Source organism: Streptomyces sp. NPDC008313, from assembly GCF_042956125.1.
Taxonomy (GTDB): domain Bacteria; phylum Actinomycetota; class Actinomycetes; order Streptomycetales; family Streptomycetaceae; genus Streptomyces.
In genome coordinates, this window is the sequence record NZ_JBIBFR010000009.1 from 63,987 (window position 1) to 88,207 (window position 24,221).

22 protein-coding genes and 3 tRNA genes are annotated in these 24,221 nt (G+C 70.2%); 14 read left to right on the plus strand and 11 right to left on the minus strand.

Annotated features, from left to right (window positions below; genetic code table 11):
- Positions 1-76 precede the first annotated feature (76 nt).
- The 3 genes from ACFY93_RS13935 to ACFY93_RS13945 all read left to right on the plus strand — a co-directional run bounded on the left by ACFY93_RS13935 (position 77) and on the right by ACFY93_RS13945 (position 1,285).
- Positions 77-150: transfer RNA gene (locus tag ACFY93_RS13935), tRNA-Ile, on the plus strand.
- Between the two features lie 305 nt (positions 151-455).
- Positions 456-659: a hypothetical protein gene (locus ACFY93_RS13940; protein WP_391357521.1), complete on the plus strand. Its 204-nt coding sequence runs from the start codon at positions 456-458 to the stop codon at positions 657-659.
- 14 nt (positions 660-673) lie between these two features.
- Positions 674-1,285 (plus strand): hypothetical protein, encoded by a 612-nt coding sequence (locus ACFY93_RS13945; RefSeq protein ID WP_391357524.1) that lies wholly within the window; start codon positions 674-676, stop codon positions 1,283-1,285.
- Between the two features lie 546 nt (positions 1,286-1,831).
- Here ACFY93_RS13945 and ACFY93_RS13950 read toward each other — a convergent pair.
- On the minus strand, positions 1,832-2,200 hold the full coding sequence (locus ACFY93_RS13950; RefSeq protein ID WP_391357527.1) for a DUF6344 domain-containing protein: 369 nt from the start codon (positions 2,198-2,200) through the stop codon (positions 1,832-1,834).
- Positions 2,201-2,538: 338 nt separating this feature from the next.
- Here ACFY93_RS13950 and ACFY93_RS13955 point away from each other — a divergent pair, with 338 nt between their 5' ends.
- Both ACFY93_RS13955 and ACFY93_RS13960 read left to right on the plus strand, forming a co-directional pair.
- Positions 2,539-2,667 carry a DLW-39 family protein gene (locus ACFY93_RS13955; RefSeq protein ID WP_003999697.1) on the plus strand — a complete coding sequence of 43 codons (129 nt, stop codon included), beginning with the start codon at positions 2,539-2,541 and terminating at the stop codon, positions 2,665-2,667.
- Positions 2,668-3,327: 660 nt separating this feature from the next.
- Positions 3,328-4,602, plus strand: coding sequence for a hypothetical protein (locus ACFY93_RS13960; RefSeq protein ID WP_391357530.1), 1,275 nt, complete (start codon positions 3,328-3,330; stop codon positions 4,600-4,602).
- Positions 4,603-4,693: 91 nt separating this feature from the next.
- Here ACFY93_RS13960 and ACFY93_RS13965 read toward each other — a convergent pair whose 3' ends face one another.
- Positions 4,694-6,334, minus strand: coding sequence for a protein kinase (locus tag ACFY93_RS13965; protein WP_391357533.1), 1,641 nt, complete (start codon positions 6,332-6,334; stop codon positions 4,694-4,696).
- 252 nt (positions 6,335-6,586) lie between these two features.
- Positions 6,587-7,135, minus strand: coding sequence for a DNA-binding protein (locus ACFY93_RS13970; protein WP_391357534.1), 549 nt, complete (start codon positions 7,133-7,135; stop codon positions 6,587-6,589).
- Between the two features lie 182 nt (positions 7,136-7,317).
- Between ACFY93_RS13970 and ACFY93_RS13975 the strand changes: the two genes are divergently transcribed.
- Positions 7,318-7,390: transfer RNA gene (locus ACFY93_RS13975), tRNA-Ala, on the plus strand.
- Between the two features lie 293 nt (positions 7,391-7,683).
- Here the strand turns inward: ACFY93_RS13975 and ACFY93_RS13980 are convergent.
- Positions 7,684-8,385 (minus strand): DUF5324 family protein, encoded by a 702-nt coding sequence (locus ACFY93_RS13980; protein WP_391357537.1) that lies wholly within the window; start codon positions 8,383-8,385, stop codon positions 7,684-7,686.
- 358 nt (positions 8,386-8,743) lie between these two features.
- Here ACFY93_RS13980 and ACFY93_RS13985 point away from each other — a divergent pair, with 358 nt between their 5' ends.
- Both ACFY93_RS13985 and ACFY93_RS13990 read left to right on the plus strand, forming a co-directional pair.
- A complete protein-coding gene (locus tag ACFY93_RS13985; RefSeq protein ID WP_391357540.1) occupies positions 8,744-9,277 on the plus strand; it encodes a peptidylprolyl isomerase in 534 nt (177 codons plus the stop codon).
- Positions 9,278-9,419: 142 nt separating this feature from the next.
- On the plus strand, positions 9,420-10,334 hold the full coding sequence (locus ACFY93_RS13990; protein WP_391357543.1) for a rhomboid family intramembrane serine protease: 915 nt from the start codon (positions 9,420-9,422) through the stop codon (positions 10,332-10,334).
- A 281-nt stretch (positions 10,335-10,615) separates the two neighbouring features.
- Here the strand turns inward: ACFY93_RS13990 and crgA are convergent, their stop codons facing one another.
- A complete protein-coding gene (crgA, locus tag ACFY93_RS13995) occupies positions 10,616-10,870 on the minus strand; it encodes a cell division protein CrgA (RefSeq protein ID WP_391357546.1) in 255 nt (84 codons plus the stop codon).
- Positions 10,871-11,012: 142 nt separating this feature from the next.
- Here crgA and ACFY93_RS14000 point away from each other — a divergent pair, with 142 nt between their 5' ends.
- The 5 genes from ACFY93_RS14000 to ACFY93_RS14020 all read left to right on the plus strand — a co-directional run bounded on the left by ACFY93_RS14000 (position 11,013) and on the right by ACFY93_RS14020 (position 14,898).
- Positions 11,013-11,792: a DUF881 domain-containing protein gene (locus ACFY93_RS14000; protein ID WP_391357548.1), complete on the plus strand. Its 780-nt coding sequence runs from the start codon at positions 11,013-11,015 to the stop codon at positions 11,790-11,792.
- Between the two features lie 182 nt (positions 11,793-11,974).
- Entirely contained in the window at positions 11,975-12,136 is a 162-nt protein-coding gene (locus tag ACFY93_RS14005) for a hypothetical protein (protein ID WP_391357551.1), read from the plus strand.
- The gene (locus ACFY93_RS14010; RefSeq protein ID WP_391357553.1) at positions 12,133-12,771 is read left to right on the plus strand and encodes an aminodeoxychorismate/anthranilate synthase component II; all 639 of its coding nucleotides are present in this window, start codon (positions 12,133-12,135) and stop codon (positions 12,769-12,771) included. The genes ACFY93_RS14005 and ACFY93_RS14010 overlap by 4 nt, the downstream gene beginning before the upstream one ends.
- On the plus strand, positions 12,768-14,099 hold the full coding sequence (locus ACFY93_RS14015; RefSeq protein ID WP_391357556.1) for a class E sortase: 1,332 nt from the start codon (positions 12,768-12,770) through the stop codon (positions 14,097-14,099). The genes ACFY93_RS14010 and ACFY93_RS14015 overlap by 4 nt, the downstream gene beginning before the upstream one ends.
- 61 nt (positions 14,100-14,160) lie before the next feature.
- Complete coding sequence (locus tag ACFY93_RS14020; RefSeq protein WP_391357559.1) at positions 14,161-14,898, plus strand: class E sortase; 738 nt, start codon at positions 14,161-14,163, stop codon at positions 14,896-14,898.
- A 190-nt stretch (positions 14,899-15,088) separates the two neighbouring features.
- Here ACFY93_RS14020 and pknB read toward each other — a convergent pair whose 3' ends face one another.
- The 6 genes from pknB to ACFY93_RS14050 form a co-directional block, all read right to left on the minus strand.
- Complete coding sequence (pknB, locus tag ACFY93_RS14025) at positions 15,089-17,095, minus strand: Stk1 family PASTA domain-containing Ser/Thr kinase (protein WP_391357562.1); 2,007 nt, start codon at positions 17,093-17,095, stop codon at positions 15,089-15,091.
- A gap of 169 nt (positions 17,096-17,264) precedes the next feature.
- Positions 17,265-18,749 (minus strand): penicillin-binding transpeptidase domain-containing protein, encoded by a 1,485-nt coding sequence (locus tag ACFY93_RS14030; RefSeq protein ID WP_391357564.1) that lies wholly within the window; start codon positions 18,747-18,749, stop codon positions 17,265-17,267.
- On the minus strand, positions 18,746-20,188 hold the full coding sequence (locus ACFY93_RS14035) for an FtsW/RodA/SpoVE family cell cycle protein (protein WP_391357567.1): 1,443 nt from the start codon (positions 20,186-20,188) through the stop codon (positions 18,746-18,748). The genes ACFY93_RS14030 and ACFY93_RS14035 overlap by 4 nt, the downstream gene beginning before the upstream one ends.
- A gap of 26 nt (positions 20,189-20,214) precedes the next feature.
- Positions 20,215-21,750, minus strand: a complete 1,536-nt coding sequence (locus tag ACFY93_RS14040; protein ID WP_391357569.1) for a Stp1/IreP family PP2C-type Ser/Thr phosphatase — start codon at positions 21,748-21,750, stop codon at positions 20,215-20,217.
- 128 nt (positions 21,751-21,878) lie between these two features.
- Positions 21,879-22,397, minus strand: a complete 519-nt coding sequence (locus tag ACFY93_RS14045) for an FHA domain-containing protein (RefSeq protein ID WP_391357572.1) — start codon at positions 22,395-22,397, stop codon at positions 21,879-21,881.
- A 10-nt stretch (positions 22,398-22,407) separates the two neighbouring features.
- Positions 22,408-23,259, minus strand: a complete 852-nt coding sequence (locus ACFY93_RS14050; RefSeq protein ID WP_391357575.1) for an FhaA domain-containing protein — start codon at positions 23,257-23,259, stop codon at positions 22,408-22,410.
- A 728-nt stretch (positions 23,260-23,987) separates the two neighbouring features.
- Here ACFY93_RS14050 and ACFY93_RS14055 point away from each other — a divergent pair.
- Positions 23,988-24,074 (plus strand) — tRNA-Leu (locus ACFY93_RS14055).
- Positions 24,075-24,221: the final 147 nt, after the last annotated feature.

Here is a 24,221-nt window from a genome sequence, read left to right on the forward strand (position 1 = left end):
ATCGATTTTGGGACTGGCCGCGTCGTGCGCTAATCTTCAGGGGTCAGCGCGCGGGACACACACCGCAGAGCGCGGCGGGGCTATAGCTCAGTTGGTTAGAGCGCATCCCTGATAAGGATGAGGCCACAGGTTCAAATCCTGTTAGCCCCACATGCGAGAAGACCCCCGGACCATCGGTCCGGGGGTCTTTTGACACCACCAGGTGACACCAACGGCGGCGAACGACAGCGGTCAGCCGGTGAGCGGGTCCTCCAGCAACTCATCGCCCGTATGGACAGGGCTCAGAGCAGTAAGGGGGAGAGCCGTGCAGCGCGCGGTGCATTGGTGGGACCTATGGGTGCCCGCCTCGGTGATCATCCTGAGCGTCCCCCTCAGCCGGGTGACCCGTCGGCGGCACAGGCGGCAGACAGCCAGTGAGGCGGGGTTCACGGACTCACGGGGAATGGCTGCCCTTCATGTTCAGGCTGGCCGCAGCGCTCAGAGAACTCTCGTTCCTTCTTGACCTGCCCGATCCCTGGACCACGATCATTGATGTGAGTGCCCGTGCGCTCGCCCTCACCACGGTGCTCATGGCCGTCCGGACAGTCTTCATCCTGTTCATGCGCGGCGCTCGGCGGGTGTACCGACGCCGAGGAGCGGATGCCGGGCGGCAAGGGTGATCTAGGGTGTGGCGATGCAGCCCTCTCCCTCGCCGCATATACCGGCGAACGAGCTCAGGCCCGGTCGTCACTGGTATGCGACGGCGGCCGCGATCACCGTCGTGCTGATCGTGCTGGGTACAGCCATCGGCGTGTACCAGTTCAAAGAAGCGATCAACGCGGTGGACACGGACCACCAGTTCGCCAACGGTGACACCGTCACTCTGCGGCTCGCACCGGAACACGAGAGGGCGATCTGGATCAAGGAGCGAGGTCCGTCTCCAGCCCAGGCGTGCGACATCACCGGCCCGGGCGACCCCGGTCTCACCAGTCCGGGAATCGACGTGTTCCTCACCCGGCACGAGACCTGGAACCCGCTCTACACCATCGACGTGCCGCGGGCAGGCGACTACCAGGTCACCTGCACCTCCGAAGGGCCGTCCCGGTACGCGATCGGGGACCCCGGGGGCCTTGTCACGTTCGGAGGCTGGCTGTTGTCGGCCATCCTTCTCCCGGTGCTCGGAATCGTCGGCGGCGCCGTCATCGTCCTCGTCACCGCCTTCCGCCGGAGAAGCCATCGCAGGCGGCTGCTCGCCGAGCGCCACGGCACGGCTCCGGTGGCAGCCGTCGCCCACAGCGCGCGCTGAGCCCCGGTTCCTGTGCCGGCCGGCCTGTCTGATCATCGCCGCGGCACACGCGAAGACCCCCAGCCACTTGTGGCTGGGGGTCTTCGGCGTCTGCGCTCCTTCGAGCACCGGGTTTCTTCCTGGGTGGCTTCGTACGCAAGTTCGCCGCTACGTCAGGAGGGTTGGGCGGTCTGTCGGTGGTACGGGGTCAGCGCGTCCGGGGACGCGGCCGTCGCCGGCGGAGGGGCGGGCGGGGCGCGCGAGGGAGCGGCCGACGTCGAAGAGGCGCCGTGGGGACGACGAGGGTCTTCGACAGGTGCTGGAGGTGCTGGAGGTTCTGAGGGTGCCCATGGTGCGGTGGTGCCTCGCCGGTGGGCGGCCGTGTGGCGGCCTCGGCCGGGGTCGAGCCGGCTGGTACCGAGCGAGCCGGTATCGAGACAGGCCGGGCGGTGTCGAACGGGCCGGTGTCGAGCGGGCCGGGTGCGGTGCCGGGCGTCTTCGCCGGTGGCGCACCTGAGGGGGCGTATCGAGGCGGGAAGGCCTCTGGTGGTGGCGCTTCGGCCCCCGTCAGTGCCGGAGCGGGGCCTCGCAGCCGGGGCCGGTCTCCTGCGCGGCCCGGGCGGACGCTTCCTCGGCGGTGACCTGGTCGTCCGCGTCCGTGCCGTCCTCCCTCTGTGGCCGGAGGCGACAGCTGGGAGAGGAACCGTGTGCCTCGGCGTGGATCCGTTGCTTCATCGTGGGGGGCAGGGAATGGCTGTAGGCCACGGTCCAGTGGGCCATCGAAGGAACGGTCACCTGCGGCGCGCTGTTGCGCGACGGTCCGTCCTGCGGTACCGCGCCGGCCGCGGCGGTGGTGATGAGTCCGAGCGCCGTGCACAGCGCCAGGAAGGCGGTGACGACCGCTGTCCACAGCTTCATGACCTTGTTCTGGGTCATGGCCCCTCACTTTCGGGTCAGGCGATTTGCGTACTTTCCTCATGATGTGTATGCGGGCCGCGAAGTGGTGGACCAACGCCCGTGGCGCGTCGATGTTCAGATGAACACCACTCGGATGGACGCAGGAGGTCCCGATAGTTCCCAAAGGGAGGGGACAGCGGTGAAAAGTCACAGTGTGTGGAGGTGTGATCACCCAGCGATCGGAACGCCGTTGTCCACTTCTACTGCTGTCCCGGTCGCGGGAGTTGGGTACCGACGCAGGTCACTGATCGGTATCGGCCGGTGTGTATAGTCGGGCGCCAGAGGTCCCCTACGTCAACGAAGGACGAGGTCGCGCGGTGAAGAAGCTTCTCCTGGTCGCACTGGCCGCCATCGGCGGGCTCCTCGTGTACCGCCAGATCCAGGCGGATCGCGCCGAGCAGGATCTGTGGACGGAGGCGACTGACTCCGTGCCCACGGGTTCGTGAGTATCGACACCAGTCTCAGAGCAGACCCCGGTCGCTTCGGCGGCCGGGGTTCTGTGTTCTCCGGGGCCGCCGTTCCCGGCGCGGCGACGGGATTCCCCGGCTCGCTCGCCGCACCCCGGCACGGCAGACGGTTGCACTGGCAAACTCGCCGCTCCTGTGGGCGGTGTTTCGGACGCACGTTCCGATTGCGCGGATAGCGTGCCGCCCGACCGGGCAGGATGGGCCACGGTCCGGGACGATCAGCCCGGCAACGGCCAGGTTCGGGGGTGGCGCCTGATGGGGTGGCGCGGAGTGCGGCGCGGTGGGCAGGCGGTGCGCCGCCGGGGAACAGCGGTCGCGGGAGCGACGCTGGGCGCTCTGTACGTGGTGGCGGTGCTCCCCGGCCACGCGGCAGCGGCCGTCGCCCCAGGGGCGGTTGACGCTCCCGCGCCGGCGTTCGCGGCCGGTGCAGGGCCTGTTGCGGCTGCCCCGGCCCCATCCGGCGCTAGAACGCGGGCTGTCGGAGCGGCGCCGGGAGTCTCGCGGGCTTCCGCACGGTCCGCCGACGGTGCCACGCCTGCCGGTCCGCGCGCACGAGCGGTCGAGGGGGATGCGCCGACGCCGTACGCCTTCGCCGAGGACGCCAGGACCGTCGAGGGAGCGACGGGGACGTCGAGCGCGGTGCGTCTCGATCCCGGGAAGACCTACCGGAGTTCCATCGAGCCCGGGGCCAAGCTCTACTACCGCCTCGACCTCGACGAGACGGCGAGCGCGTACGTGTCCGCCACCGCCGTTCCCCCGCCGGGGGCGACGGTGTCCTCCTCGGACGGCGTCAAGGTGTCCGTACAGGACGCCAACGGCCATGTGTGCTCCGGCGAGGCCTCACACTTCGGCGCGACCCGCAGTCCGCACCCCATCGCCGCCTGGGCGGCGCGTGAGGCGGGCCGGGACGAGTTCCTGTGCCGGGACGCCGGGACGTACTACGCGGTCGTCGAGCGCACCAGTGCGCCCCCGTCCTCGCAGGACGACTGGGACCTGGAACTCGGCCACGTCTCGGAGCCGCCCGTCCGGAAGGCAGGATCGACGAGCCCGCCGGAGACGTGGGACTCCGCTTCCCCCGACCCGCTCCCCGGTGAGGCGAAGCCCCGGGAGGGCGGTACGGGTTTCAGCGCCGCGACGCCCCTGGGGCAGGGCGTCTGGCGGGACGGGATCCGCGCCGGGCAGACGCTCTTCTACGCGGTGCCGGTCGACTGGGGGCAGCAGGTCTACGCCTCGGCCGAGCTGGAGGGCTCCGACGGCGGCAGCGGCTATGTCGGGACCGCCTTCGCCATGGCCCTCTACAACCCCGCGCGCGGCTTCGTCGACGACATCGGCTCCGGCTACGACGGCAGGCAGCGCACGGCCGCCCTCAAGCCCCTGCCGCCCGTCGACTTCGACAACCGCTACGCGACCGGTGACCGCGTGAGCGGGATGCGGTTCGCCGGTTCCTACTACCTCGTGGTGCACCTCGCGTCCCAGGTCGCGGAGAAGTTCGGGGACGGCCCGCTCGGACTCACGCTGAGCGTGCGGGTCAGCGGCTCCGCGAAGCCAGGTCCCGGATACGTGGGCCAGGCCGCGCCCCGTGACGCGTTCGACGTCGGCTCCGCGACGCGCGAGGGAACCGACGACGGTCCGTCCGCCGAGGCGAGCACGGGCGCCGGCACACGCTCCCCCGGCAGCGGCCGTGAGGAGGGCGCCGAAAGGACGTGGGAGGGCGACGACACCGCGATGAAGGTCGTCGCTGCGAGCGGGATCGGCACGGGGAGCGCGCTGGTGCTGCTGCTCGTGGCGTGGACGGCGATCGCGCGAGGGCGGGCCCGGAAGCGGGCCCGGACGGCGCCGGAGAGCGCGGACACGGCCACCGCGGCCCCGGCGGCGGTCCCGGCCGAGCACGGCGGGACGCCGCGCGGCCGGTAGCCCGGCCGGGGCCGCGCGCGCAGGCGTCGGTCCCGGCACGCAAGCCTCCCGGTGCCCGGGCTCGCGCTCGGGCGGGGACCTCGGACCGGGCTCAGATCCGGGTCAGAGCCCAGAAGCCCACGGCGAAGCATCCCAGGGCCAGAAGAAGGACGGGGACGACCACCTTCGCCGGTGGACCGGGGCGCCGCCTCGCGCGCCGCCGGCCGCCCGGCTGCGAGCGGTCCTGCGGGGCACTGGGAGCGGACGCCGGCTGCCGGACCACGGGTACCGCCGGGGACGCCGCTTCGGGGACGGGGACGTACGTGGGCTCGAAGGGCGGGGCGTGGAAGGGAGCCGGCGGGAGCGCGACCGGTTTCGGGGGAGTGGCCGGCTGCACGGGCCGGTGCGGGGGAAAGCGGGGAGCGGGCAGCTGCCCGGACCCGCGCGGCGCGGAGGGCGGCGGGGACTGCGGCTGCCGCTCGGGCCGCGGGGTGGCGAGCTGCGGCGGCGGGAGATGGAAGCTGCCGGTGTCCGACATGGTGGAGGGCCCTGACGCCGCGCCGCCGGAGGCGCCGTGGAGGGCGCCGTGGGACGGCGTGGAGGCAGGGGCGGACGCGCTGAACATGTCACCGGTGGCGGGCATCCCGCTGGGCTTCGGAGGCACGTTGCCCACCAGCGGCACCGGGCGTACGTGACCGGCGGCGACCTCCTGCGAGAACGTACCCGGACCCGGCTGCCGTCGCGCCGGGCCGTGACCGGAGCCGGACGCGGAGTCGGCGTCAGCACTGGAGCCGGTGGCGTGGCCGGGTATCTCCCCGGAAGCCGGGTGCGACCCGGACCGTAAGGCGCCTGTGCTCAGCCCCGGTGCCGTCCTGAGCGGCCCCTTCGGTGCGAAACCGGGCGGCAGAGGCCCGATCTGGTCGAAGACCTCGACCAGTTCGTCGTCCGGGCCGGGCTCGGGCAGCAGTTCGGCGGCCGAGGCGAGCGCCTTGCGTGCCCCCGTGGCGGTGCGGAACCGCGCGTGCGGGTCCGGCTGCAGCAGCGTGGCCACCACCTGCCAGAGGGGCTCGGGTATGCCGCGTGGTGCTCCAGGGGTGCCGCTCGCGGCGAAGTGCTCGACCAGCGCCTTCGTGTCGGGCTTGGCGCCCTCCAGCAGATACAGGGCGACCAGCCCCACGGCGAACAGGTCGGCGGGGAAATCCGGATCGGATCCCATCATCTGCTCCGGTGCGAAGTAACCGGGCGTCCCCACCACGTAGTTGGTCTCGGTCAGCCGCGGCTCGCCCAGCCGCATCGCGATCCCGAAGTCGGACAGGCGCAGACGCGGCCGGGCCGTACCGGTCGCTTCGAGGAGCACGTTGGCGGGCTTGATGTCGCGGTGGACGACCCCCTCGGCGTGCACTGCGGCGAGCCCCGCGAGCAACTGGTCGAGGAGCGTGCAGACGAAGGCGGGCGGCAGCGGTCCGTAGTCCCCGACGAGGTGGACCAGCGAGCCACCGGTCACCAGGTCCATGGTGAACAGGACCTTGTCGTCGTCGGCGGCCCAGCTGGCCGGCGCGAGCACATGGGGGTGATCGATCCGCAGCGCCTGCTCACGCACGAAGCGCAGCAGCGAGTGCGCGTCGCTCTGCTGCAGGACCTTGGCGGCGACGTACCGGCGCCTGCGGTGGTCCCAGGCGCGCCAGACCGCGCCGACTCCCCCGCGTCCGATCGGGTCGGCCAGTTCGTACCGGCCTGCGAAGACCTCACCCATGGTCGTGCGTCGCTCCCCCTTCGGCGGTCGGTCCGGCGGTCGCTGCCGGGGCCCGGGTACCCGGACCCCTCTCTCCGAGGCCCTGGGCGGCGGACCGGGCCCCGGACCGCCGGCATGTCCCGGACCCGCCTACGGCGTCCGGCTGCCGGGGCCCGGTGTGCGGCGGCCCGACTGCCGGGTCCGGCGGCTGGAAGGGCGCGACCGTAACGGCCTTCCAGCGGCGGGATGTTCGACGGCCGGGCCTTCGGCGGATCAGCTCTGGTGCGCCTGGTAGTGCGTGACCGCGTCGGAGGTGCGGCCCGCGCCGTACACCCGGAGGAACTCTGCCAGCTCGGGGTGGGTGGGGGCGAGGGTGTCGGCGGCATCGATGATGTCACCGGCGGCCGAGACGGAACGCAGCAGCGACTGGATCTCGCGGACGACGCGCTTCACGGTGGGGGCGCCCGAACTGCTCGTGGCCTGGGAGGTGTTGCTGAGTACGGAGCCGCCCTGCGACTTCTTGATCTCGTCCATGCGCTCGGTCGCCTCGGCCGCGCTCACACTGCCGTCGGCGACCTGCCCCGCCAGGTCCTGCAGCAGCTGCACCCGCTGTACCACGGCCGGGTTGCCGATCTTCGCGCGCTGGCCGCTCATCAGCTGCGACAGCATCGGCGCGGAGAGCCCCAACACCCCGGCGAGACGGGCCTGGTTGAGGCCCAGGTCGTCTATGAGCTTACGGAAGAGCGTCCCCAGCGGCTCCCCGTACCAGTTCCGCTGCAGCTCCCGTGCTCTCGCGGTCGCTTCCTGCTGTGCGGCGTCCATTGCGTCTCCCCATCGCTTCCCCAGGTACCGCGGTTCGCTGTAGCGAACCACGTCCGAGCATCTTACGGAGAGTGGTCGCCCACGGGGACCCCCAATCTTTTTGCGAGATCCGGGGGGTGACCCGGTACTCTGGTCTGCGGCGGCCGCCGGTGAGGGTTCCTTCCGGTCAGGCATCCTTTTCCGGGGCCTTAGCTCAGTTGGTAGAGCGCTGTCTTTGCATGGCAGATGTCAGGGGTTCGACTCCCCTAGGCTCCACAGGGAAGCCCCTCCGGCCAGCGGAAACGCTGGTCTGAGGGGCTTTTGCGTGTCTTCACCAGGGCCGGTGCGCCGTGAGGGGTGCGTCCCGCCATCGTCACGGTCAGCGCGAGCCCGTCCACTTCTGGTGACTGTCCGCGGTCGGGTGTGCGGTGCCTTGGCGCCGGGGAGCTCACCCTCGTGCAGGGGAGCAGGCGGGGCGTTTCACGTGAAACATCGCTGTGGGGCGGAAGACGCTCAAGTCTTCCGCCCCACAGCGATGTTGTCGCAGAACCGTGCCGGTGGCGCGGGCCTCAGCGCCGGTCGTCGCGGTCGGCCGCCTGCTCCTCGGCCTCCTTCGCCTCCACCTCGGGGTCGAGGGTGGACTTCCCGCTGCCGTCGACCGATGTCAGGCGGCCGCTGTCGGGAACCTCGGTCGCGGCCGGGGGCTCGACCAGCCAGTCGGGATTGGCCTGCTTGTCCCACCACTTCCAGGCGGCGAACGCACCGCCCGCCAGGACACCCGCGAGGGCCAGCCCCTTCGCGAGGCGGCCGGCCCGGGCCCGCCGCTGCTTCTTGCGGACCAGCTTCTGGATGTCCTTGGCCGAGACCTGGCCCCGAAGGGCGGCCAGGGCCGCGACTCCGCGCGCCGCGGCCTCGTCCCGGACGGGCTGAGCCGCCGCCACCGCCTGCTCGAACCTCGGGCGGGAGTAGTCGGCGGCCTGGCGGGCAGCCTTGCGCGTGCGGATGGCGGCCTCCTGGGCAGCCTGGTCGACCTTCGGCGGCACATGGGTGCGGGCTTGTTCAAGGCGCGGCGCGAGATGAGCGTCGTACTGGACACGAGCCTGCTCGGTGGCCTGGGACACCTTGGGCGCGAGCCGTACGCGCGCCTCGTGCGCGTAGTGCACGGCCCTGTCCCTGGCCGTGTCGGCGTAGGGCGCCACCACTTCCGCGGCGTGCAGCACGCTGTCCTTCGCCGAACCGGTCGCGGAGCGCACGCTGTCGATGCGGGTCACGGTTTCCTCCTCCTCGGTGGCGTTCGGTATTTCACCTTTCCGCCCTTTTAGAGATCATGCCTGTCGATCGGCCGCGGGGCATGCGCGCGCGGGCATCCGGGTCATGGGTCGTGCGGGCGGGCCCGGAACCCGGACCGAAGGCACACGCGAGCGGGTGCGAGAGCGGATCATTGGGGCAACAGGAGCTTTCTTGCCGACAATGCCACGGATCGACGCGCCGCGCTCCGGTTCCGAGTGCGGTCGGGTCGCTTTCCGCAAGGGCGGCGCACGGTATTCGCCCGGAGGTGGTCGTCGGGCGACGGGCCGCGCGCACCGTGCGAGGATCGGGGCGTCAGGCAAAGGCAACGGAAGGCACATCGTGGCTGAGCAGCTTTACGCCACCCTGAAGACCAACCAAGGCGACGTCGAAGTCCGGCTCCTGCCGAACCACGCGCCCAAGACGGTCCGGAACTTCGTCGAGCTCGCCCAGGGTGAGCGTGAGTGGGTCAACCCGGCGACGGGTGAGAAGACCACGGACAGGCTGTACGACGGCACGGTCTTCCATCGGGTGATCAGCGGTTTCATGATCCAGGGCGGTGATCCGCTGGGGAACGGCACCGGGGGTCCCGGCTACCAGTTCGAGGACGAGTTCCACCCGGACCTCGCCTTCGACCGGCCGTACCTGCTGGCCATGGCCAACGCGGGCCCCGGGACCAACGGCTCGCAGTTCTTCATCACCGTCGGAGCGACGGCCTGGCTGACCCGCAAGCACACCATCTTCGGCGAGGTCGCGACCGAGGCCGGCCAGAAGGTCGTGGACGCCATCGCGAGCACCCAGACCAACCCCCGCACCGACCGCCCGGTCAACGAGGTCGTCATCGAGTCGGTCGTGGTGGAGACCCGGGAGAGCTGAGACCCGGCACCCGGCCCCGGCCGATCGCTCAAAGGGAACCAAACGCCCCGCTCATCCGTAAGGATGGGCGGGGCCGTCGCGTTCCGCGGACCCGTCCGCGCACTCGCGCGCGAGCCCGTCGGACCGAGAATGAGGGGACCCCATGGACCAGGTGCCAGGCAACCCGCAGGGCCCGCAGGACCAGAGGCCCCAGGGTTCCCAGGAGCCGCCCACCTGCTACCGCCACCCGGACCGGCAGACGGGCATCCGCTGCACCCGCTGCGAGCGGCCCATCTGCCCGGACTGCATGGTCAGCGCCTCCGTCGGCTTCCAGTGCCCCGACTGCGTCCGTGGCGGCTCCGGCACGGGCCACAGCCCCACCGCGACCCGGCCCCGCACCATCGCGGGCGGCAGTGTCACCGCGGACCCGCGGCTCGTCACCAAGGTGCTGATCGGACTCTGCCTCGCCGTCTACCTGGCGCAGATCTCGGTCGGCGACAGCTTCGACGCCCGTTTCGAACTCGTCGGCCGCGCCTACCTCCCCCCGCTGGGCGTGGTGGGAGGCGTCGCGGAGGGCCAGTGGTACCGGCTGCTGACGTCGATGTTCCTGCACGGCGGCTACATCCACATCCTCTTCAACATGCTCAGCCTCTGGTGGATCGGCGGCCCCCTGGAAGCGGCCCTCGGGCGTGCCCGCTACCTCGCCCTCTACTTCGTCTCGGGCCTCGCGGGCAGCGCGCTCACCTATCTCCTCGCCGCGCCCAACCAGGCGTCGCTCGGGGCCTCCGGCGCGATCTTCGGGCTCTTCGGCGCGACGGCGGTGCTCCTGCGCCGGCTCAACTACGACATGCGCCCGGTTCTCGCCCTGCTGGCGATCAACCTGGTCTTCACCTTCAACCCGGCGTTCAACATCGCCTGGCAGGCGCACATCGGCGGACTCGTGGGCGGCGTCGTGATCGGCTACGCGATGGTGCACGCACCCCGTGAGCGGCGGACGCTGATCCAGTACGGGACATGCGCCGTCGTCCTGGCCGCCGTGGTGGTCCTGACGCTGGTCAGAACCGCCCAGCTCGCCTGAGAGGGGATGTTGTCCACAGACCGTGCCGGATCTTGTGCATTCTGTGCGGGAACAGCTGTGCCCCCTGTCGCCGACCCGGGTTTTCCCAGGTGGAACAGGGGGCGAACACGTTTCCGGGTGCCGGTAGGTCAGTCATACCGGCGTCAACACTCGGAGGGTTATCCACAGATGGTCGTTCTTTCTCCCCATCGTGTGGATAACCTGTGGACAACTCCGCCGGGCTGGGGAAAAGCCGCTGCCCACCGGGGGTGCCGACCGCGGTCACGCAGGCGCGGAGGCTGTCACTTCCACTGCGTGGAGACGCCGAATCCCGCCGCGATGAATCCGAAGCCCACCACGATGTTCCAGTTGCCGAGCGAATCGATCGGCAGGGAGCCGTCCGTCACGTAGAAGACGACGATCCAGGCGAGGCCGATCAGGAACATGGCCAGCATGACGGGAGCGACCCAGCCGCGGCTGGTCAGCTTGAGGTTCGTCGCCTGCTTCGCCGGAGGCGGCGTGTAGTCGGCCTTCTTGCGGATACGTGACTTCGGCACGAGGGTCTCTCCTGTCGATGCGCTGCGTGGCCGCGCAGGGAACGGGGGCGGGCTCCGGGGCAGCGTACAAGGGGACACTGAATGCTCCCCCGGGCGTCCGTTAGCGTAGTGCTTCCGCGGCGCTGAAGGAGATAAGGGTACGTTGAGCAATTCTGCCGACTCCCCCGGGACGGGTACCACCCCTCCCCGTATGCGGCGCTTTCCGCCGGTGCGGGTGCTCACGGTCGCCGTCTTCGCGCTGGCCGGCCTGATTTTCTTCACCAGCTTCAACACGGCCAAGGGCACCAATATCCGTACGGACGCCTCTTTGCTGAAGCTTTCGGACCTCATTCAGGAACGCAGTCACAAGAACGGCGAGCTGGACGAGACGAACGGCGCGCTGCGCGACGACGTCGAATCACTCGCGGAGCGGGACGACGGCAGTACCAAGGCCGAGGACGCCAAGCTGTCGGCGCTGGAGAAGAACGCGGGCACCCAGAAACTCAAGGGCCAGGCCGTGTCGGTCACGCTCGACGACGCTCCGCCGAACGCCACCGCGAAGCTGCCCGGCTACCCCGAACCGCAGCCCGACTACCTGGTCATCCACCAGCAGGACCTGCAGGCGGTGGTGAACGCCCTGTGGGAGGGCGGCGCCCGGGGCATCAAGGTGATGGACCAGCGGCTGATCTCGACCAGTGCCGTGCGCTGCGTCGGCAACACGCTGATCCTTCAGGGCCGCGTCTACTCACCCCCGTACAAGATCACCGCCGTCGGTGCCCCGGAGAAGCTGCAGAAGGCGTTGGCCGCCTCCCCGGCGATCCAGAACTACATGGTCTACGTCAACGTCTACGGACTCGGCTGGAAGGTCGAGGAGGACGGGAAGGTGACGCTCCCCGGTTACTCGGGCACCGTCGACCTCCACTACGCGAAGCCCGTGGAGTAGCAGAGCCGCCGGTCGGAGCGCACGCGGCGGTCCGGGGCCGATGTTTCACGTGGAACCTTGACCCGACCCAGCCTTCGGAGGCCGGGAAACCGGAGGCGTCGCGCCGTTAGTCTGGTGCCGTACGGCGTGAGTCCGGTGTGCGACGCGTGGCTCGGGTGCCGTGGTGCGACGGAAGGGACGGCATGTACGGCTGGATCTGGCGGCATCTGCCGGGAAACGCATGGGTGCGGGCGTTGATCTCGCTCGTGCTCGCCCTCGCGGTGGTCTATGTGCTCTTCCAGTACGTCTTCCCGTGGGCCGAACCCCTGCTGCCCTTCAACGATGTGACGGTGGACGACCAGTGACCGCCCGGATTCTCGTCGTCGACAACTACGACAGCTTCGTGTTCAACCTGGTCCAGTACCTGTACCAGCTGGGCGCGGAGTGCGAGGTGCTGCGCAACGACGAGGTGTCGACAGCGCACGCCCAGGACGGCTTCGACGGCGTGCTGCTCTCCCCCGGGCCCGGAACCCCCGAGCAGGCGGGCGTCTGCGTCGACATGGTCCGGCACTGCGCGGGCACCGGCGTGCCCGTCTTCGGCGTCTGTCTCGGGATGCAGTCGATGCAGGTGGCGTACGGCGGCGTCGTCGACCGCGCCCCCGAGTTGCTGCACGGCAAGACCTCACTGGTCGAGCACGGGGGCGGAGGCGTCTTCGCGGGACTGCCGACACCGTTCACCGCGACGCGCTACCACTCGCTGGCCGCCGAGCCCGCGACCGTCCCGGCCGAGCTGGAGGTCACCGCACGGACGCGGGACGGCATCGTGATGGGACTGAGGCACCGTGAACTTCCGGTCGAGGGCGTGCAGTTCCATCCGGAGTCGGTGCTGACCGAGCACGGGCACCGGATGCTCGCCAACTGGCTGGTGGAGTGCGGCGACGAAGGTGCCGTGGCGAGGTCGGCGGGGCTCGCCCCGGTGGTGGGCAGGTCCACGGCGTGACCGCGCTGCGCCCCGAGCGCGAATCCGGCTCCGCCTTCGGAGACGCCGGAGAAGACGGGTCCTCGTACGGGCAGCAGCCGTACGGGGTTCCCGGCGCGTTCGAGGCCGCGGTGGACCGACTCGCGGACCCGCTGACCGACCCCCTGCCGGGCACGCGGCAGCCGGCGGCACCCGTCGCGGCGCCGGGCGATCAGGGCTGGTACACCCCGGAGGGCGACGCGCCGGACCGGCACGGGGCGACACCGGGCGCGGCAGGCCCCCCAGGGGCCCCGGGGCGGCCCGGGGCGGCCTCCTACGGCTCCGGGCGGCACCGGCAGGTCCACGAGACCGAGCAGCCGCCGTACGGGGCCCAGCAGCCCGCGTACGCCGAGCCCGCACCGCCCGCCGAGCCGCTGCCCGTGCCGGTGGACGACGAGACGGTGGCCCTCCGGATCGCCGAGGTCCGCGAGGCGGCCGGGGCGAAGGACGAGGAGGGGGCCGCCGGCGCGACCGGGCCGGCCGCGGGAGGCCGTGCGGCCCGCCGCAAGGCATCCCGGCGCCATGGACGGCACACCGGCGCGCAGGAGGCCGCCGGGGGGCCCGCGGACCAGCCGAACGGGTCTTCGCAGGCGCCGCTCTCGCGGGTCGAGGCACGGCGGGCCGCGCGGGCGCGCAAGCCGGGAGCCGCGGTCATCGTGAGCCGGGTGATCGGCGAGGTGTTCATCACCGCCGGTGTGCTGATGCTGCTGTTCGTGACGTACCAGCTGTGGTGGTCGAACATCCGGGCACACCAGCAGGCGGGCAGCGCGGCGCACCATCTGCAGGAGGACTGGGAGGCGGGGAAGCGGAAGCCGGACGCGTTCGCGCCGGGGCAGGGCTTCGCCATCCTGCACATTCCGAAGCTGGACGTGGTGACACCGATCGCCGAGGGCATCAGCAAGTCCAAGGTGCTCGACCGGGGCATGGTCGGCCACTACGACGAGGACAGCGTGAAGACGGCGATGCCCGACGCGAAGACGGGCAACTTCGGTCTCGCGGGTCACCGCAACACGCACGGCGAGCCGTTCCGGTACATCAACCGCCTCAAGCCCGGTGACCGGATCGTGGTCGAGACGCAGGACACGTACTACGTCTACGAGATGACCTCGATCCTTCCGGTGACGCCTCCGAGCAACACGAGTGTGCTGGACGCCGTGCCCAAGGGGTCGGGGTTCACGAAGCCGGGCCGCTACATCACGCTGACCACCTGCACCCCGGAATTCACCAGCAAGTACCGGATGATCGTGTGGGGCAAGATGGTCGAGGAACGGCCGCGCAGCAAGGGCAAACCGGATGCGCTCGTCCACTAGGCCGACAGGACCTGGGGCGAAGGGCCACCGAGAACAGTTGAAGACAGACGGGGCAGATGCAGTGGCAGCGACGACCGACCACGACGAGCGCACCGAACCGGAATCCGGGGCGCGTGCCCCGCGACGCCGCGCGCGGCGCAGGATCGCGACGGCGGTCAGCGTCCTGGGAGAACTCCTCATCACCGCGGGCCTGGTGCTCGGTCTGTTCGTCGTCTACTCGCTGTGGTGGACGAACGTCGTCGCGGACCGGGAGGCCCACAAGCAGGGCGACAAGGTCCGCGACCACTGGGCCCAAAGCGGCCCCGGCGCCCTGGACACCAAGGACGGCATCGGCTTCCTGCACGTGCCCGCCATGAAGAACGGCGAGGTGCTGGTCAGGAAGGGCACCTCCACGAAGATCCTCAACCACGGTGTCGCCGGCTACTACACGGACCCCGTGAAGGCCGCCCTCCCTCAGGACAAGTCGGGGAACTTCAGCCTGGCCGCGCACCGTGACGGACACGGTGCCAAGTTCCACAACATCGACAAGCTGGAGAAGGGCGACCCGATCGTCTTCGAGACGAAGGACGACTGGTACGTCTACAAGGTCTTCGCCACCCTTCCCGAGACCTCGAAGTTCAACGTCAAGGTCCTCCAGCCGGTGCCCGAGGGGTCCGGCAGGAAGAAGGCGGGCCGTTACATCACCCTGACGACGTGCACGCCGGTGTACACGTCCCGCTACCGGTACGTCGTGTGGGGCGAGCTGGAGCGGGTCGAGAAGGTCGACAGCGACCGGACTCCGCCGCCGGAACTGCGGTAGCGCTCCTTCAGAGGCGCTGAGGGGCCCCTGCAGGTAGGCCCCGGCCCCGCCCCGTGCCCCCCGCGCCCGGCCCCGCACCCGTGCCCCCGCGCCCCGGCCCCGCACCCGTGCCCGCCGCGTGACGAACGGCGGAACCCCGGCGCCCTGTGCGGGCGCCGGGGTTCCGGGGTGCTGCGGGAGGAGCCGGTGCTCAGTCGTCCGTGCGGGACGAGGTGCCCGTGACTCCTCCGAAGAAGGTTCCTCCGTCGCCACCGCCGTTGTTGCCGCCCTGGCCACCGACGGTGTTCAGGTCGACCGCGGAGCCCTTGTCGACAGAGCTTCCGGCGCCGGGGTTGGATCCGGTCACGATGGCGTTGTCGTCCTGTGAGCCGTTGATGTTGCCCACGGTCAGACCGGCCGCCTCCAGGGCCCTCCTGGCGTCCTTGAGGCGCTGGGGGGCCAGGTTGGGCACGGTGACCTTCTCCTGGGCCTTGGCCTTGCCGATCTGGATGGTCACCGTGGAGTTCGGCTCGGCCGGGGTGCCGGCGGCCGGGGTCGTCTGGATGACCTTGCCGACCTTGTTCGGGTCGTCGGTCTCGACCTCGGAGCAGACGCCGGTGAGGTCGTTGCTCTCCATCTGCGCCTTGGCCTCGTCACAGGTCTTGCCGGACACGTCCGGAACCGTGGTCTTCTCCTCGGCCTTGGCGATGGTGAGGGTGATCGTGGAGCCCTTTTCGACTTCCTTGCCGGCGGTCGGGTCCTGGTCGAGAACGGTGCCCGCGTCCTCGGGGGACTCCTTGGTCTCGGTCTCGACGTTGAACTCGTAGTCCTCGCCCTCGAGCTTCGACCTGGCCTTGTCGATGTCGTCGTTGATGACGTTCGGGACCGCGACCTTCGGCGCCCCCGTGGACACCACCAGGTTGATGGTGTCGCCCTTCTTGACGTCGCTCTTGGGCTTGGGGTCCTGCGAGCAGACGTTGCCCCGCTTCTGGTCCTCGCAGGGCTTCTTCGTGACCGTCAGTTTCAGCTCACGGTTGTCGGCGCGCTGCTGGGCGTCCGCCAGGGGCTGGCCCACGAAGTTCGGTGCGGCGAAGGTGTCGTCACCGGCGCCGCCGCCGCCGAAGGCCCACTTGCCGATGAGGACGGCGCCGACGAGCACCAGGAGGCCGGCCACGACGAGCAATATCGTCGAGGTGTTGTTCTTCTTCTGGCGGCGGCGGTCCGGGCGGTCGTCGTAGCCGTAGCCGCCGTCGTCCGGGTTCATCGGGGGCAGCATCGAGGTGGCCTGCGCGTCGGTGGGACGCATGGCCGTGGTGGGCTGGTCGTCGGGGTAGCCGCCGTAGCCGACCGCTCCCATGGCCGCGGTGGCCGCGACGGGCTGGCCGTCGAGGCAGGCCTCGATGTCGGCGCGCATCTCGTCGGCGGACTGGTAGCGGTAGTCGGGGTCCTTGGTCAGCGCCTTGAGGACGATGGCGTCCATCGCGGGCGTGATCTCGGGGTCGAAGACGCTCGGTGGCTGCGGCTCCTCGCGCACGTGCTGGTAGGCGACCGCGACCGGGGAGTCGCCCACGAACGGCGGCCGGACGGTCAGCAGCTCGTACAGGAGGCAGCCGGTCGAGTACAGGTCGGAACGCGCGTCGACCTGCTCGCCCTTGGCCTGCTCCGGTGACAGGTACTGGGCGGTGCCGATCACGGCGGCCGTCTGGGTCATCGTCATGCCGGAGTCGCCCATGGCGCGGGCGATGCCGAAGTCCATGACCTTGACCTGGCCGTTGCGGGTCAGCATCACGTTGGCCGGCTTGATGTCCCGGTGGACGATGCCGCTGCGGTGCGAGTACTCCAGGGCCTGGAGGATGCCGATGGTCATCTCCATCGACCGCTCGGGCAGCAGCTTCCGTCCGGAGTGCAGCAGCTCACGCAGCGTGGACCCGTCGACGTACTCCATCACGATGTACGGGATGGAGATGCCCTCGATGTAGTCCTCGCCGGTGTCGTACACGGCGACGATCGCGGGATGGTTGAGCGAGGCGGCCGACTGGGCCTCCCGGCGGAACCGGGCCTGGAAGGAAGGGTCGCGCGCGAGGTCGGCGCGCAGCGTCTTCACCGCCACGGTGCGGCCGAGCCGGGTGTCATGGGCGAGGTGTACCTCCGCCATGCCACCACGGCCGAGCACCTGGCCCAGCTCGTACCGGCCGCCGAGGCGACGCGGCTCTTCCATAGCTACCTACCAGCCCTCTCCGTCGGTCCCGACCGCACCGTGTGTGGTCCGTCGGTGTGCTGTCCGGGCATACCGTACCCGGCTCGCGTTCTGTGACCTGGCCAAGCCCGTCACCCGATACAGGACCGGTATCGCAACGTGCACCGATGTGAAGGGGGCGTGATGGGGGTCACTTCTTGCTGTCGATCACTGCCTTCATCACAGCCCTCGCGATGGGGGCCGCGAGGCCGCCGCCGGAGATGTCGTCACGGTTGGCGCCCTCGTCCTCCACGACCACGGCGACGGCGACCGGGGAGCTGCCGTCGGACGCCTTGGCGTAGGAGATGAACCAGGCGTACGGGTTCTCGCTGTTGGCGACGCCGTGCTGGGCGGTTCCGGTCTTGCCGCCGACGGTGACGCCGGGGATCTTGGCCTGGGTGCCCGTGCCCTTCTCGACGACCGTTTCCATGATCGACTGAATGATCTGGGCGTTGTCCTTGGAGAGCGGCTCGCTCATCTCCTCGGGGTCGGTCTGCTCGATGACGTCCAGGTTCGGGGCCTGCAGCTTGTCGACCATGTACGGCTTCATGAGCGTGCCGTCGTTGGCGACGGCCGAGGCGACCATGGCCATCTGCAGCGGGGTCGCGGCGGTCTCGAACTGGCCGATGGAGCTGAGCGCGGTCTGCGGCTTGTCCGCCTTCTCCGGGAAGACGGAGGCGTTGGAGCGCACCGGGACGAACTGCTCGGAGTTGAAGCCGAACTTCTCGGCCTCCTCCTGCATCTTCTCCTTGCCGAGGTCGGCGCCGATCTTGCCGAAGACCGTGTTGCAGGACACGCGCAGCGCCTCGCGGAGGGTGGCGTTCTTGCAGGGGATGTTGCCCTCGTTCTTCAGCTCGGTGCTGGTGCCCGGCAGCGTGTAGGGCAGCGGGGACTTGGTCTTCTCGTCGGCCGACGAGTACAGGTCGTTCTCGAGCGCGGCGGCGGCGGTGACGACCTTGAAGGTGGAGCCGGGCGGGTAGGTCTGGCGCAGCGCCCGGTTGAGCATCGGGTCGTCGGGGTTGTTCTTCTTCTGCAGCTTGTTCCAGGCCTTGCCGTCGGTGTTCGTCGAGTTCCCGGCGAACGTCGAGGGGTCGTACGAGGGCGTGGAGGCGAGGGCCAGGATCGCGCCGGTCTCGGGGTCGATGGCGGCGACGGCGCCCTTGCCCTGCTTCAGCAGACCTTCGTAGGCGGCCTTCTGGGCGTCGGCGTTGAGGGTGGTGACGACGTTGCCGCCCTGCTTCTTCTTGCCGGTGAGCATGTCGAGCGTGTTGCGGAAGAAGAGCCGGTCGTCGTTGCCGGTGAGGATGCCGTCGTCGATGGACTCGAGCTGGGAGGCGCCGAAGGCCTGCGAGACGTACCCGGTGACGGGCGACCACATGGCGCCGTCCTTGTAGGTGCGCTTGTACTTGAAGTCGTTGAAGCCGTCGCCCTTGGTCTCGGTGGACCCGGTGATCGACTTCCCGTCGACGATGATGTCGCCGCGCGGGGTGGCGTAGCGGGCGATGGAGACGCGGCGGTTCTTGGGGTCGGACTTGAGGGTGTCCGCCTGGACGTACTGGAGCCAGTTGTCGCGGATGAGCAGGGCGAGGACGAGCAGCCCGCAGAAGATCGCGATCCGGCGCAGGGGCTTGTTCACGGGCGGACCACCTGGGTCATCTCGGCGTCGGGGTTCGGGGCGGGTGCCGGCGCGGGGCGGCGTGCGGTGTCGCTGACTCTGATCAGGATGCCGATGAGGGCCCAGTTGGCGATGACGGACGAGCCGCCGGAGGCCAGGAACGGCATGGTCATACCGGTCAGCGGGATCAGGCCCATGACGCCGCCGGCGACCACGAAGACCTGGAGGCCGAAGGCGCCGGACAGACCCACGGCGAGGAGCTTGCCGAAGGGGTCGCGGGCGGCGAGCGCGGTGCGGATGCCGCGCTCGACGATCAGGCCGTAGAGCAGCAGGATCGCCATGACGCCTGCCAGGCCCAGCTCCTCGCCGAAGGTGGCGAGGATGAAGTCGGAGTTGGCGGCGAAGCGGATGAGGTCGGAGTGGCCCTGGCCGAGACCGGTGCCGAGGGTGCCGCCGGAGCCGAAGGCCCACAGGGCCTGCATGGCCTGCTCGGAGTGGACGACGCCGTCGCTGGCACCCTGCTGGCTGAGCACGTACTCGTGCATCGGGTCGAGCCACGCCTGCACACGGGTCTGGATGTGCGGTTCGAACGTGGCCACGCCTACCGCGCCGGCCGCGGACATCAGCAGACCGAAGACGATCCAGCTGGTCCGCTCGGTGGCGACGTACAGCATGATCACGAACATGCCGAAGAACAGCAGCGACGTACCGAGGTCGGTCTCGAAGACCAGGATCAGGATCGAGATGAACCAGACGACCAGGATCGGGCCGAGGTCGCGTCCGCGGGGCAGGTAGAGGCCCATGAAGCGGCGGCTGGCGAGGGCCAGCGCGTCCCGCTTCACCATCAGGTAGCCGGCGAAGAAGATCGCGAGCACGATCTTCGCGAACTCACCGGGCTGGATGGAGAATCCGGCGACCGAGATCCAGATCTTGGCACCGTAGAGGTTCGCGCCGAGACCGGGTACCAGCGGCAGCAGCAGGAGCACCAGGGCGCCGACCATGGAGATGTAGGTGTAGCGCTGCAGGACGCGGTGGTCCTTGAGGAAGATCAGCACCGCGACGAACAGGGCGATACCGAGCGCCGTGTACAGCAGCTGGCGGGGTGCGGCGCTGCCGGCCTGGTGGATCGACTGGAGCAGCTTCGACTGGTCGAGGCGCCAGATGATGACCAGGCCGAGTCCGTTGAGGAGGGTGGCCAGCGGCAGCAGCAGCGGGTCCGCGTAGGGCGCGAACTTGCGTACGACGAGGTGGCCGACGGCTGCGAGGAGCCCGAGGCCGAGGCCGTAGCTGAGGAGTCCTGGCGGGACGGTGTCGTTGATGGCGAGGCCCACGTTGGCGTAGGCGAACACCGGGATGACGACGGCGAACACCAGGAGCGCCAGCTCGGTGTTGCGGCGGCTCGGCGCTCCGATGGAGCCGATCGTGGACGTGTGGTGCGTCGACGTGTTCGTACTGCTCATGGTGTGGCGGGGCCCCTCACGGCTGCTTACTGCTTACCGCACAGCGAGACCAGCTTCTGCTCTTCCTCGGAGAGGCTGGGGCCGGGTGTGGGAGTGGGTGCGGTCTTGGACTTGGTCGGCGACGCCGATGGGGTCGGGCTCAGCGTCGATGTGGCCTTGGACGTCAGAGATGCCTTGGTGGTTCCCGTGGTCCCGCCGGCTTCTCCCTCGCCGGTCTTGGCGTTGTTCTTGCTCTCGGCCCGGCGGCGCTGGGCCTGCTTCTCGCACGCGGACGCCTGGACGGCGAGTTCGTCGATCTTCGACTTGGCCGCGTCGAGGCCGCCCTCCGTGATCGTCGCCTTGACCTGCTTCTGCTGGTAGGGCGGGAGGTACTTCAGTTCGATCTCGGGGTGGTCCTTCTCCACGTCGGACAGCGAGACCCAGGCGAGGTCCTGGCTGATGCCGCGGTAGAGGGCGACGTGCTCGCCGTTGGCGCCGACGTAGTACTGGGTCTGCGTCCAGCGGTAGCCGCCGTACAGGCCGCCGCCGATGACGGCGAGGGCCAGGGCGGTGTACAGCGACCGCTTGAGCCACTTGCGGCCGGGACGGGGCTTGTCGAAGTCCTCGTCGCTGTAGCCGTCGAAGCTTCCGGCGGGCGCGTACCCGGTGGTGCCGCCGCTGCCGGGCGGGCCGAACTCGCCGCCGCCCTGGCTCTGTCCGGGGACCTGGCGGCCGAGGCTGGAGGCGCGGCCGGCGGGGGTCTGCATGGCGCCGTTGTCGTGCAGCTGGTGCTGGTTCTCGGCGACGGCTCCGACGACGACGGGGGTGTCGGAGAGCTGCCCGGCGAGGGTGTCCCCGCTGTCGATGTCGAGGACGTCGGCGACGATGACGGTGATGTTGTCGGGGCCGCCGCCGCGCAGGGCGAGCTGGATCAGCTCCTGGACGGTCTCCTGGGGCCCCTGGTAGCTGGCGAGGGTGTCCTCCATGGTCTGGTGGGACACGACGCCGGACAGGCCGTCGGAACAGATCAGGTAGCGGTCACCGGCCCGGACCTCGCGGATCGACAGGTCGGGCTCGACGTGCTCGCCGCTGCCCAGCGCGCGCATCAGCAGGGAGCGCTGCGGGTGGGTGGTGGCCTCTTCCTCGGTGATGCGTCCCTCGTCGACGAGGCGCTGCACCCAGGTGTGGTCCTGGGTGATCTGTGTCAGGACGCCGTCCCGCAGCAGGTAGGCGCGCGAGTCGCCCACGTGTACGAGGCCGAGGCGCTGGCCGGTCCAGAGCAGGGCGGTGAGCGTGGTGCCCATGCCCTCCAGCTGCGGGTCCTCCTCGACCATCATGCGCAGCTGGTCGTTGGCGCGCTGCACGGCGGTGCCGAGGGAGGTGAGGATGTCGGAGCCGGGCACGTCGTCGTCGAGCGCGACGATCGTGGAGATCACCTCGGAGCTGGCGACCTCGCCGGCGGCCTGGCCGCCCATTCCGTCGGCGATCGCGAGGAGCCGCGGACCGGCGTAGCCCGAGTCCTCGTTGCCCTCGCGGATCATGCCTTTGTGCGATCCGGCGGCGAAGCGCAGTGACAGACTCATGCGCACCTCGCCCGTCGGCTCCGGGTACATCCGCACGGTGCCCACCCTCCGGTCGGGAGCGCGCCGGGGCCCGTCGTGTGGACCGCCGCTGCGTGCTCGCTCCGCTCGCGCTCATTCATGACGTAGCACTACTTCCGCAGCTCGATGACGGTCTTGCCGATGCGGATCGGCGCACCGAGGGGGATCGGCTGAGGAGTGGTGAGTCGGGTCCGGTCCAGGTACGTGCCGTTGGTGGACCCGAGATCCTCGACGATCCACTGGCCGTCACGGTCCGGGTAGATCCTGGCATGCCGGCTGGACGCGTAGTCGTCGTCCAGCACGATCGTGGAGTCGTGCGCCCGGCCCAGCGTGATCGTCTGCCCCTGCAGGGCGACGGTGGTGCCCGTGAGGGTGCCCTCGGAGACGACCAGCTTGGTGGGGGCGCCCCGGCGCTGACGGCCGCCGCCGCTCGGCTGCTGCCGCTGCTGCGGAGGCGCCGACTGCTGGCGGGCGGCCTGCTGCGGCCGTCCGCTCTCCCGGCGCGCGCCGCGCTGGGTGACACGCGTACCGAACAGGTCGCTGCGGATGACCTGCACGGCCACGATCACGAACAGCCACAGTACGGCCAGGAAACCCAGCCGCATGACCGTGAGGGTCAGCTCTGACATTGCCCCCGCTTCACCCTTCGGCTTGCCGGTAAATGATGGTGGTGCTGCCCACGACGATCCGCGAGCCGTCGCGGAGCGTAGCGTGAGTGGTGTGCTGCCCGTCCACCACGATGCCGTTGGTGGACCCGAGATCCTGGATCGTCGAGGGCGTTCCGGTCCGGATCTCGCAGTGCCGGCGGGATACGCCGGGGTCGTCGATCCGCACGTCGGCTTCTGTGCTGCGGCCCAGCACCAGCGTCGGGCGGGAGATCTGATGGCGGTTGCCGTTGATCTCGATCCAGTGGCGCGTGCGTCCGCCCGGCTGCGGGCCCGCCGCGGGCGGACGGGCCGCCGGCGAGTGGCCCGGCCGGCCGCCGGGAGGCGGCGTGGCAGGCATGGGAGGCGCGCCGGCTTGCTGGGCGGACGGGGGATAGCCGTACCCGCCCTGACCGCCCTGGCCGCGGATCGGTGAGGGGCCCGCCGGGGCGCGCTCGGGGGCCTGGCTGGTGGAGGAGGCGAGCGTACGGCTGCGCACCCGGTACAGACCGGTGTCGAGGTCGTCGGCCTTCTCCAGGTGGACCTTGATGGGGCCCATGAAGGTGTAGCGCTGCTGCTTGGCGTAGTCGCGGACCATCCCGGCCAGCTCGTCGCCGAGCTGTCCGGAGTAGGGGCTGAGGCGCTCGAAGTCGGGCGCGCTGAGCTCCACGATGAAGTCGTTGGGGACGACGGTCCGCTCGCGGTTCCAGATCGTCGCGTTGTTGTCGCACTCGCGCTGCAGGGCGCCAGCGATCTCGACGGGCTGCACCTCGGACTTGAACACCTTGGCGAAGGTGCCGTTGACCAGACCTTCGAGACGCTGCTCGAACTTCTTCAGGACTCCCATGGGGCACCTCCTCCTAAGTCGTCGTCCTGGTACTGCTTACTGATCGTATCCACGCGTCGGGAAATCGGCTGGTTCCCCCTGTCGGCCCGGTCGGCAGGTGTCGACGCCGCCCGAAGTCCCCTCCCGGGGTTCCCTCCGGAGCACCTCTTCGAACTCCTCCTGTCCAGGATCGTAGAGGCGGCCGGTGACCAGTGTCCCGCACCTGGCTGTGCACCTTGCCCTGCTCCTTGGGAGATGGCCTGGACCGGTACGAGGTTGATACGTGAACCGGTCGGCGTCGAGACGGTTGGAACACGGGTGGTGCTCCGCGACGCGAGGGGCGTGCGGGACGGGTGAGGCGTGGGGCGCGGTCCGCGGGTGGGGAGGGGGTGACGGGCGGACCGGGGGTGAGTGTGCGGGCGGCCGGGTGTGACGGACGGAACGGACCCCGGGGGCGCGGGGAGGCGGGGATCTCAGGGGCTGATGAGGGACGGCTGCCGAGGGCAGGGGCGAGGCGGCAGGGCAGGGCGGAGAAGGAGGCTGGGAGCACGGGGAGCGGGGGAGGCCGGCGCACGGACGGCCGAGGTCGGCGGTGGGGCGGTGACGGAGCGGGCCGCGGTCCGGCCCGCTTCCCAGCCCCGCTGGTGCCCGGCGAAAGGGATGTGAATCCACCCTCTCCACCGTGCTAATCTTCTGCATGTCGACAGGCGCTCGCACCACGCGGTGAGGGAGCCGGGGACACACCCAATGCGCGGGTGGCGGAATAGGCAGACGCGCTGGATTCAGGTTCCAGTGCCCGAAAGGGCGTGGGGGTTCAACTCCCCCCTCGCGCACCAGGGAGCACCGACGAAAGTGCTCTAGTTGCACCGACGGAACGGGCGGCATCGTGATCACGATGCCGCCCGTTCCTCTGTGTGTGGCCAGAAACACATGGACCGCCGACGGCTTGGGGCCGTCGGCGGTCCGATTTTTTCAGGTGTGGA

Bases quoted from the DNA above. Each gene is read 5' to 3' on its own strand.
- ACFY93_RS13940 (WP_391357521.1), top strand. From the start codon at position 456: ATGTTCAGGCTGGCCGCAGCGCTCAGAGAACTCTCGTTCCTTCTTGAC.
- ACFY93_RS13945 (WP_391357524.1), top strand. From the start codon at position 674: ATGCAGCCCTCTCCCTCGCCGCATATACCGGCGAACGAGCTCAGGCCC.
- ACFY93_RS13950 (WP_391357527.1), bottom strand. From the start codon at position 2,200: ATGACCCAGAACAAGGTCATGAAGCTGTGGACAGCGGTCGTCACCGCC.
- ACFY93_RS13965 (WP_391357533.1), bottom strand. From the start codon at position 6,334: ATGGGTGAGGTCTTCGCAGGCCGGTACGAACTGGCCGACCCGATCGGA.
- ACFY93_RS13970 (WP_391357534.1), bottom strand. From the start codon at position 7,135: ATGGACGCCGCACAGCAGGAAGCGACCGCGAGAGCACGGGAGCTGCAG.
- ACFY93_RS13990 (WP_391357543.1), top strand. From the start codon at position 9,420: ATGGACCAGGTGCCAGGCAACCCGCAGGGCCCGCAGGACCAGAGGCCC.
- ACFY93_RS14005 (WP_391357551.1), top strand. From the start codon at position 11,975: ATGTACGGCTGGATCTGGCGGCATCTGCCGGGAAACGCATGGGTGCGG.
- pknB (WP_391357562.1), bottom strand. From the start codon at position 17,095: ATGGAAGAGCCGCGTCGCCTCGGCGGCCGGTACGAGCTGGGCCAGGTG.
- ACFY93_RS14035 (WP_391357567.1), bottom strand. From the start codon at position 20,188: ATGAGCAGTACGAACACGTCGACGCACCACACGTCCACGATCGGCTCC.
- ACFY93_RS14040 (WP_391357569.1), bottom strand. From the start codon at position 21,750: ATGAGTCTGTCACTGCGCTTCGCCGCCGGATCGCACAAAGGCATGATC.
- ACFY93_RS14045 (WP_391357572.1), bottom strand. From the start codon at position 22,397: ATGTCAGAGCTGACCCTCACGGTCATGCGGCTGGGTTTCCTGGCCGTA.
- ACFY93_RS14050 (WP_391357575.1), bottom strand. From the start codon at position 23,259: ATGGGAGTCCTGAAGAAGTTCGAGCAGCGTCTCGAAGGTCTGGTCAAC.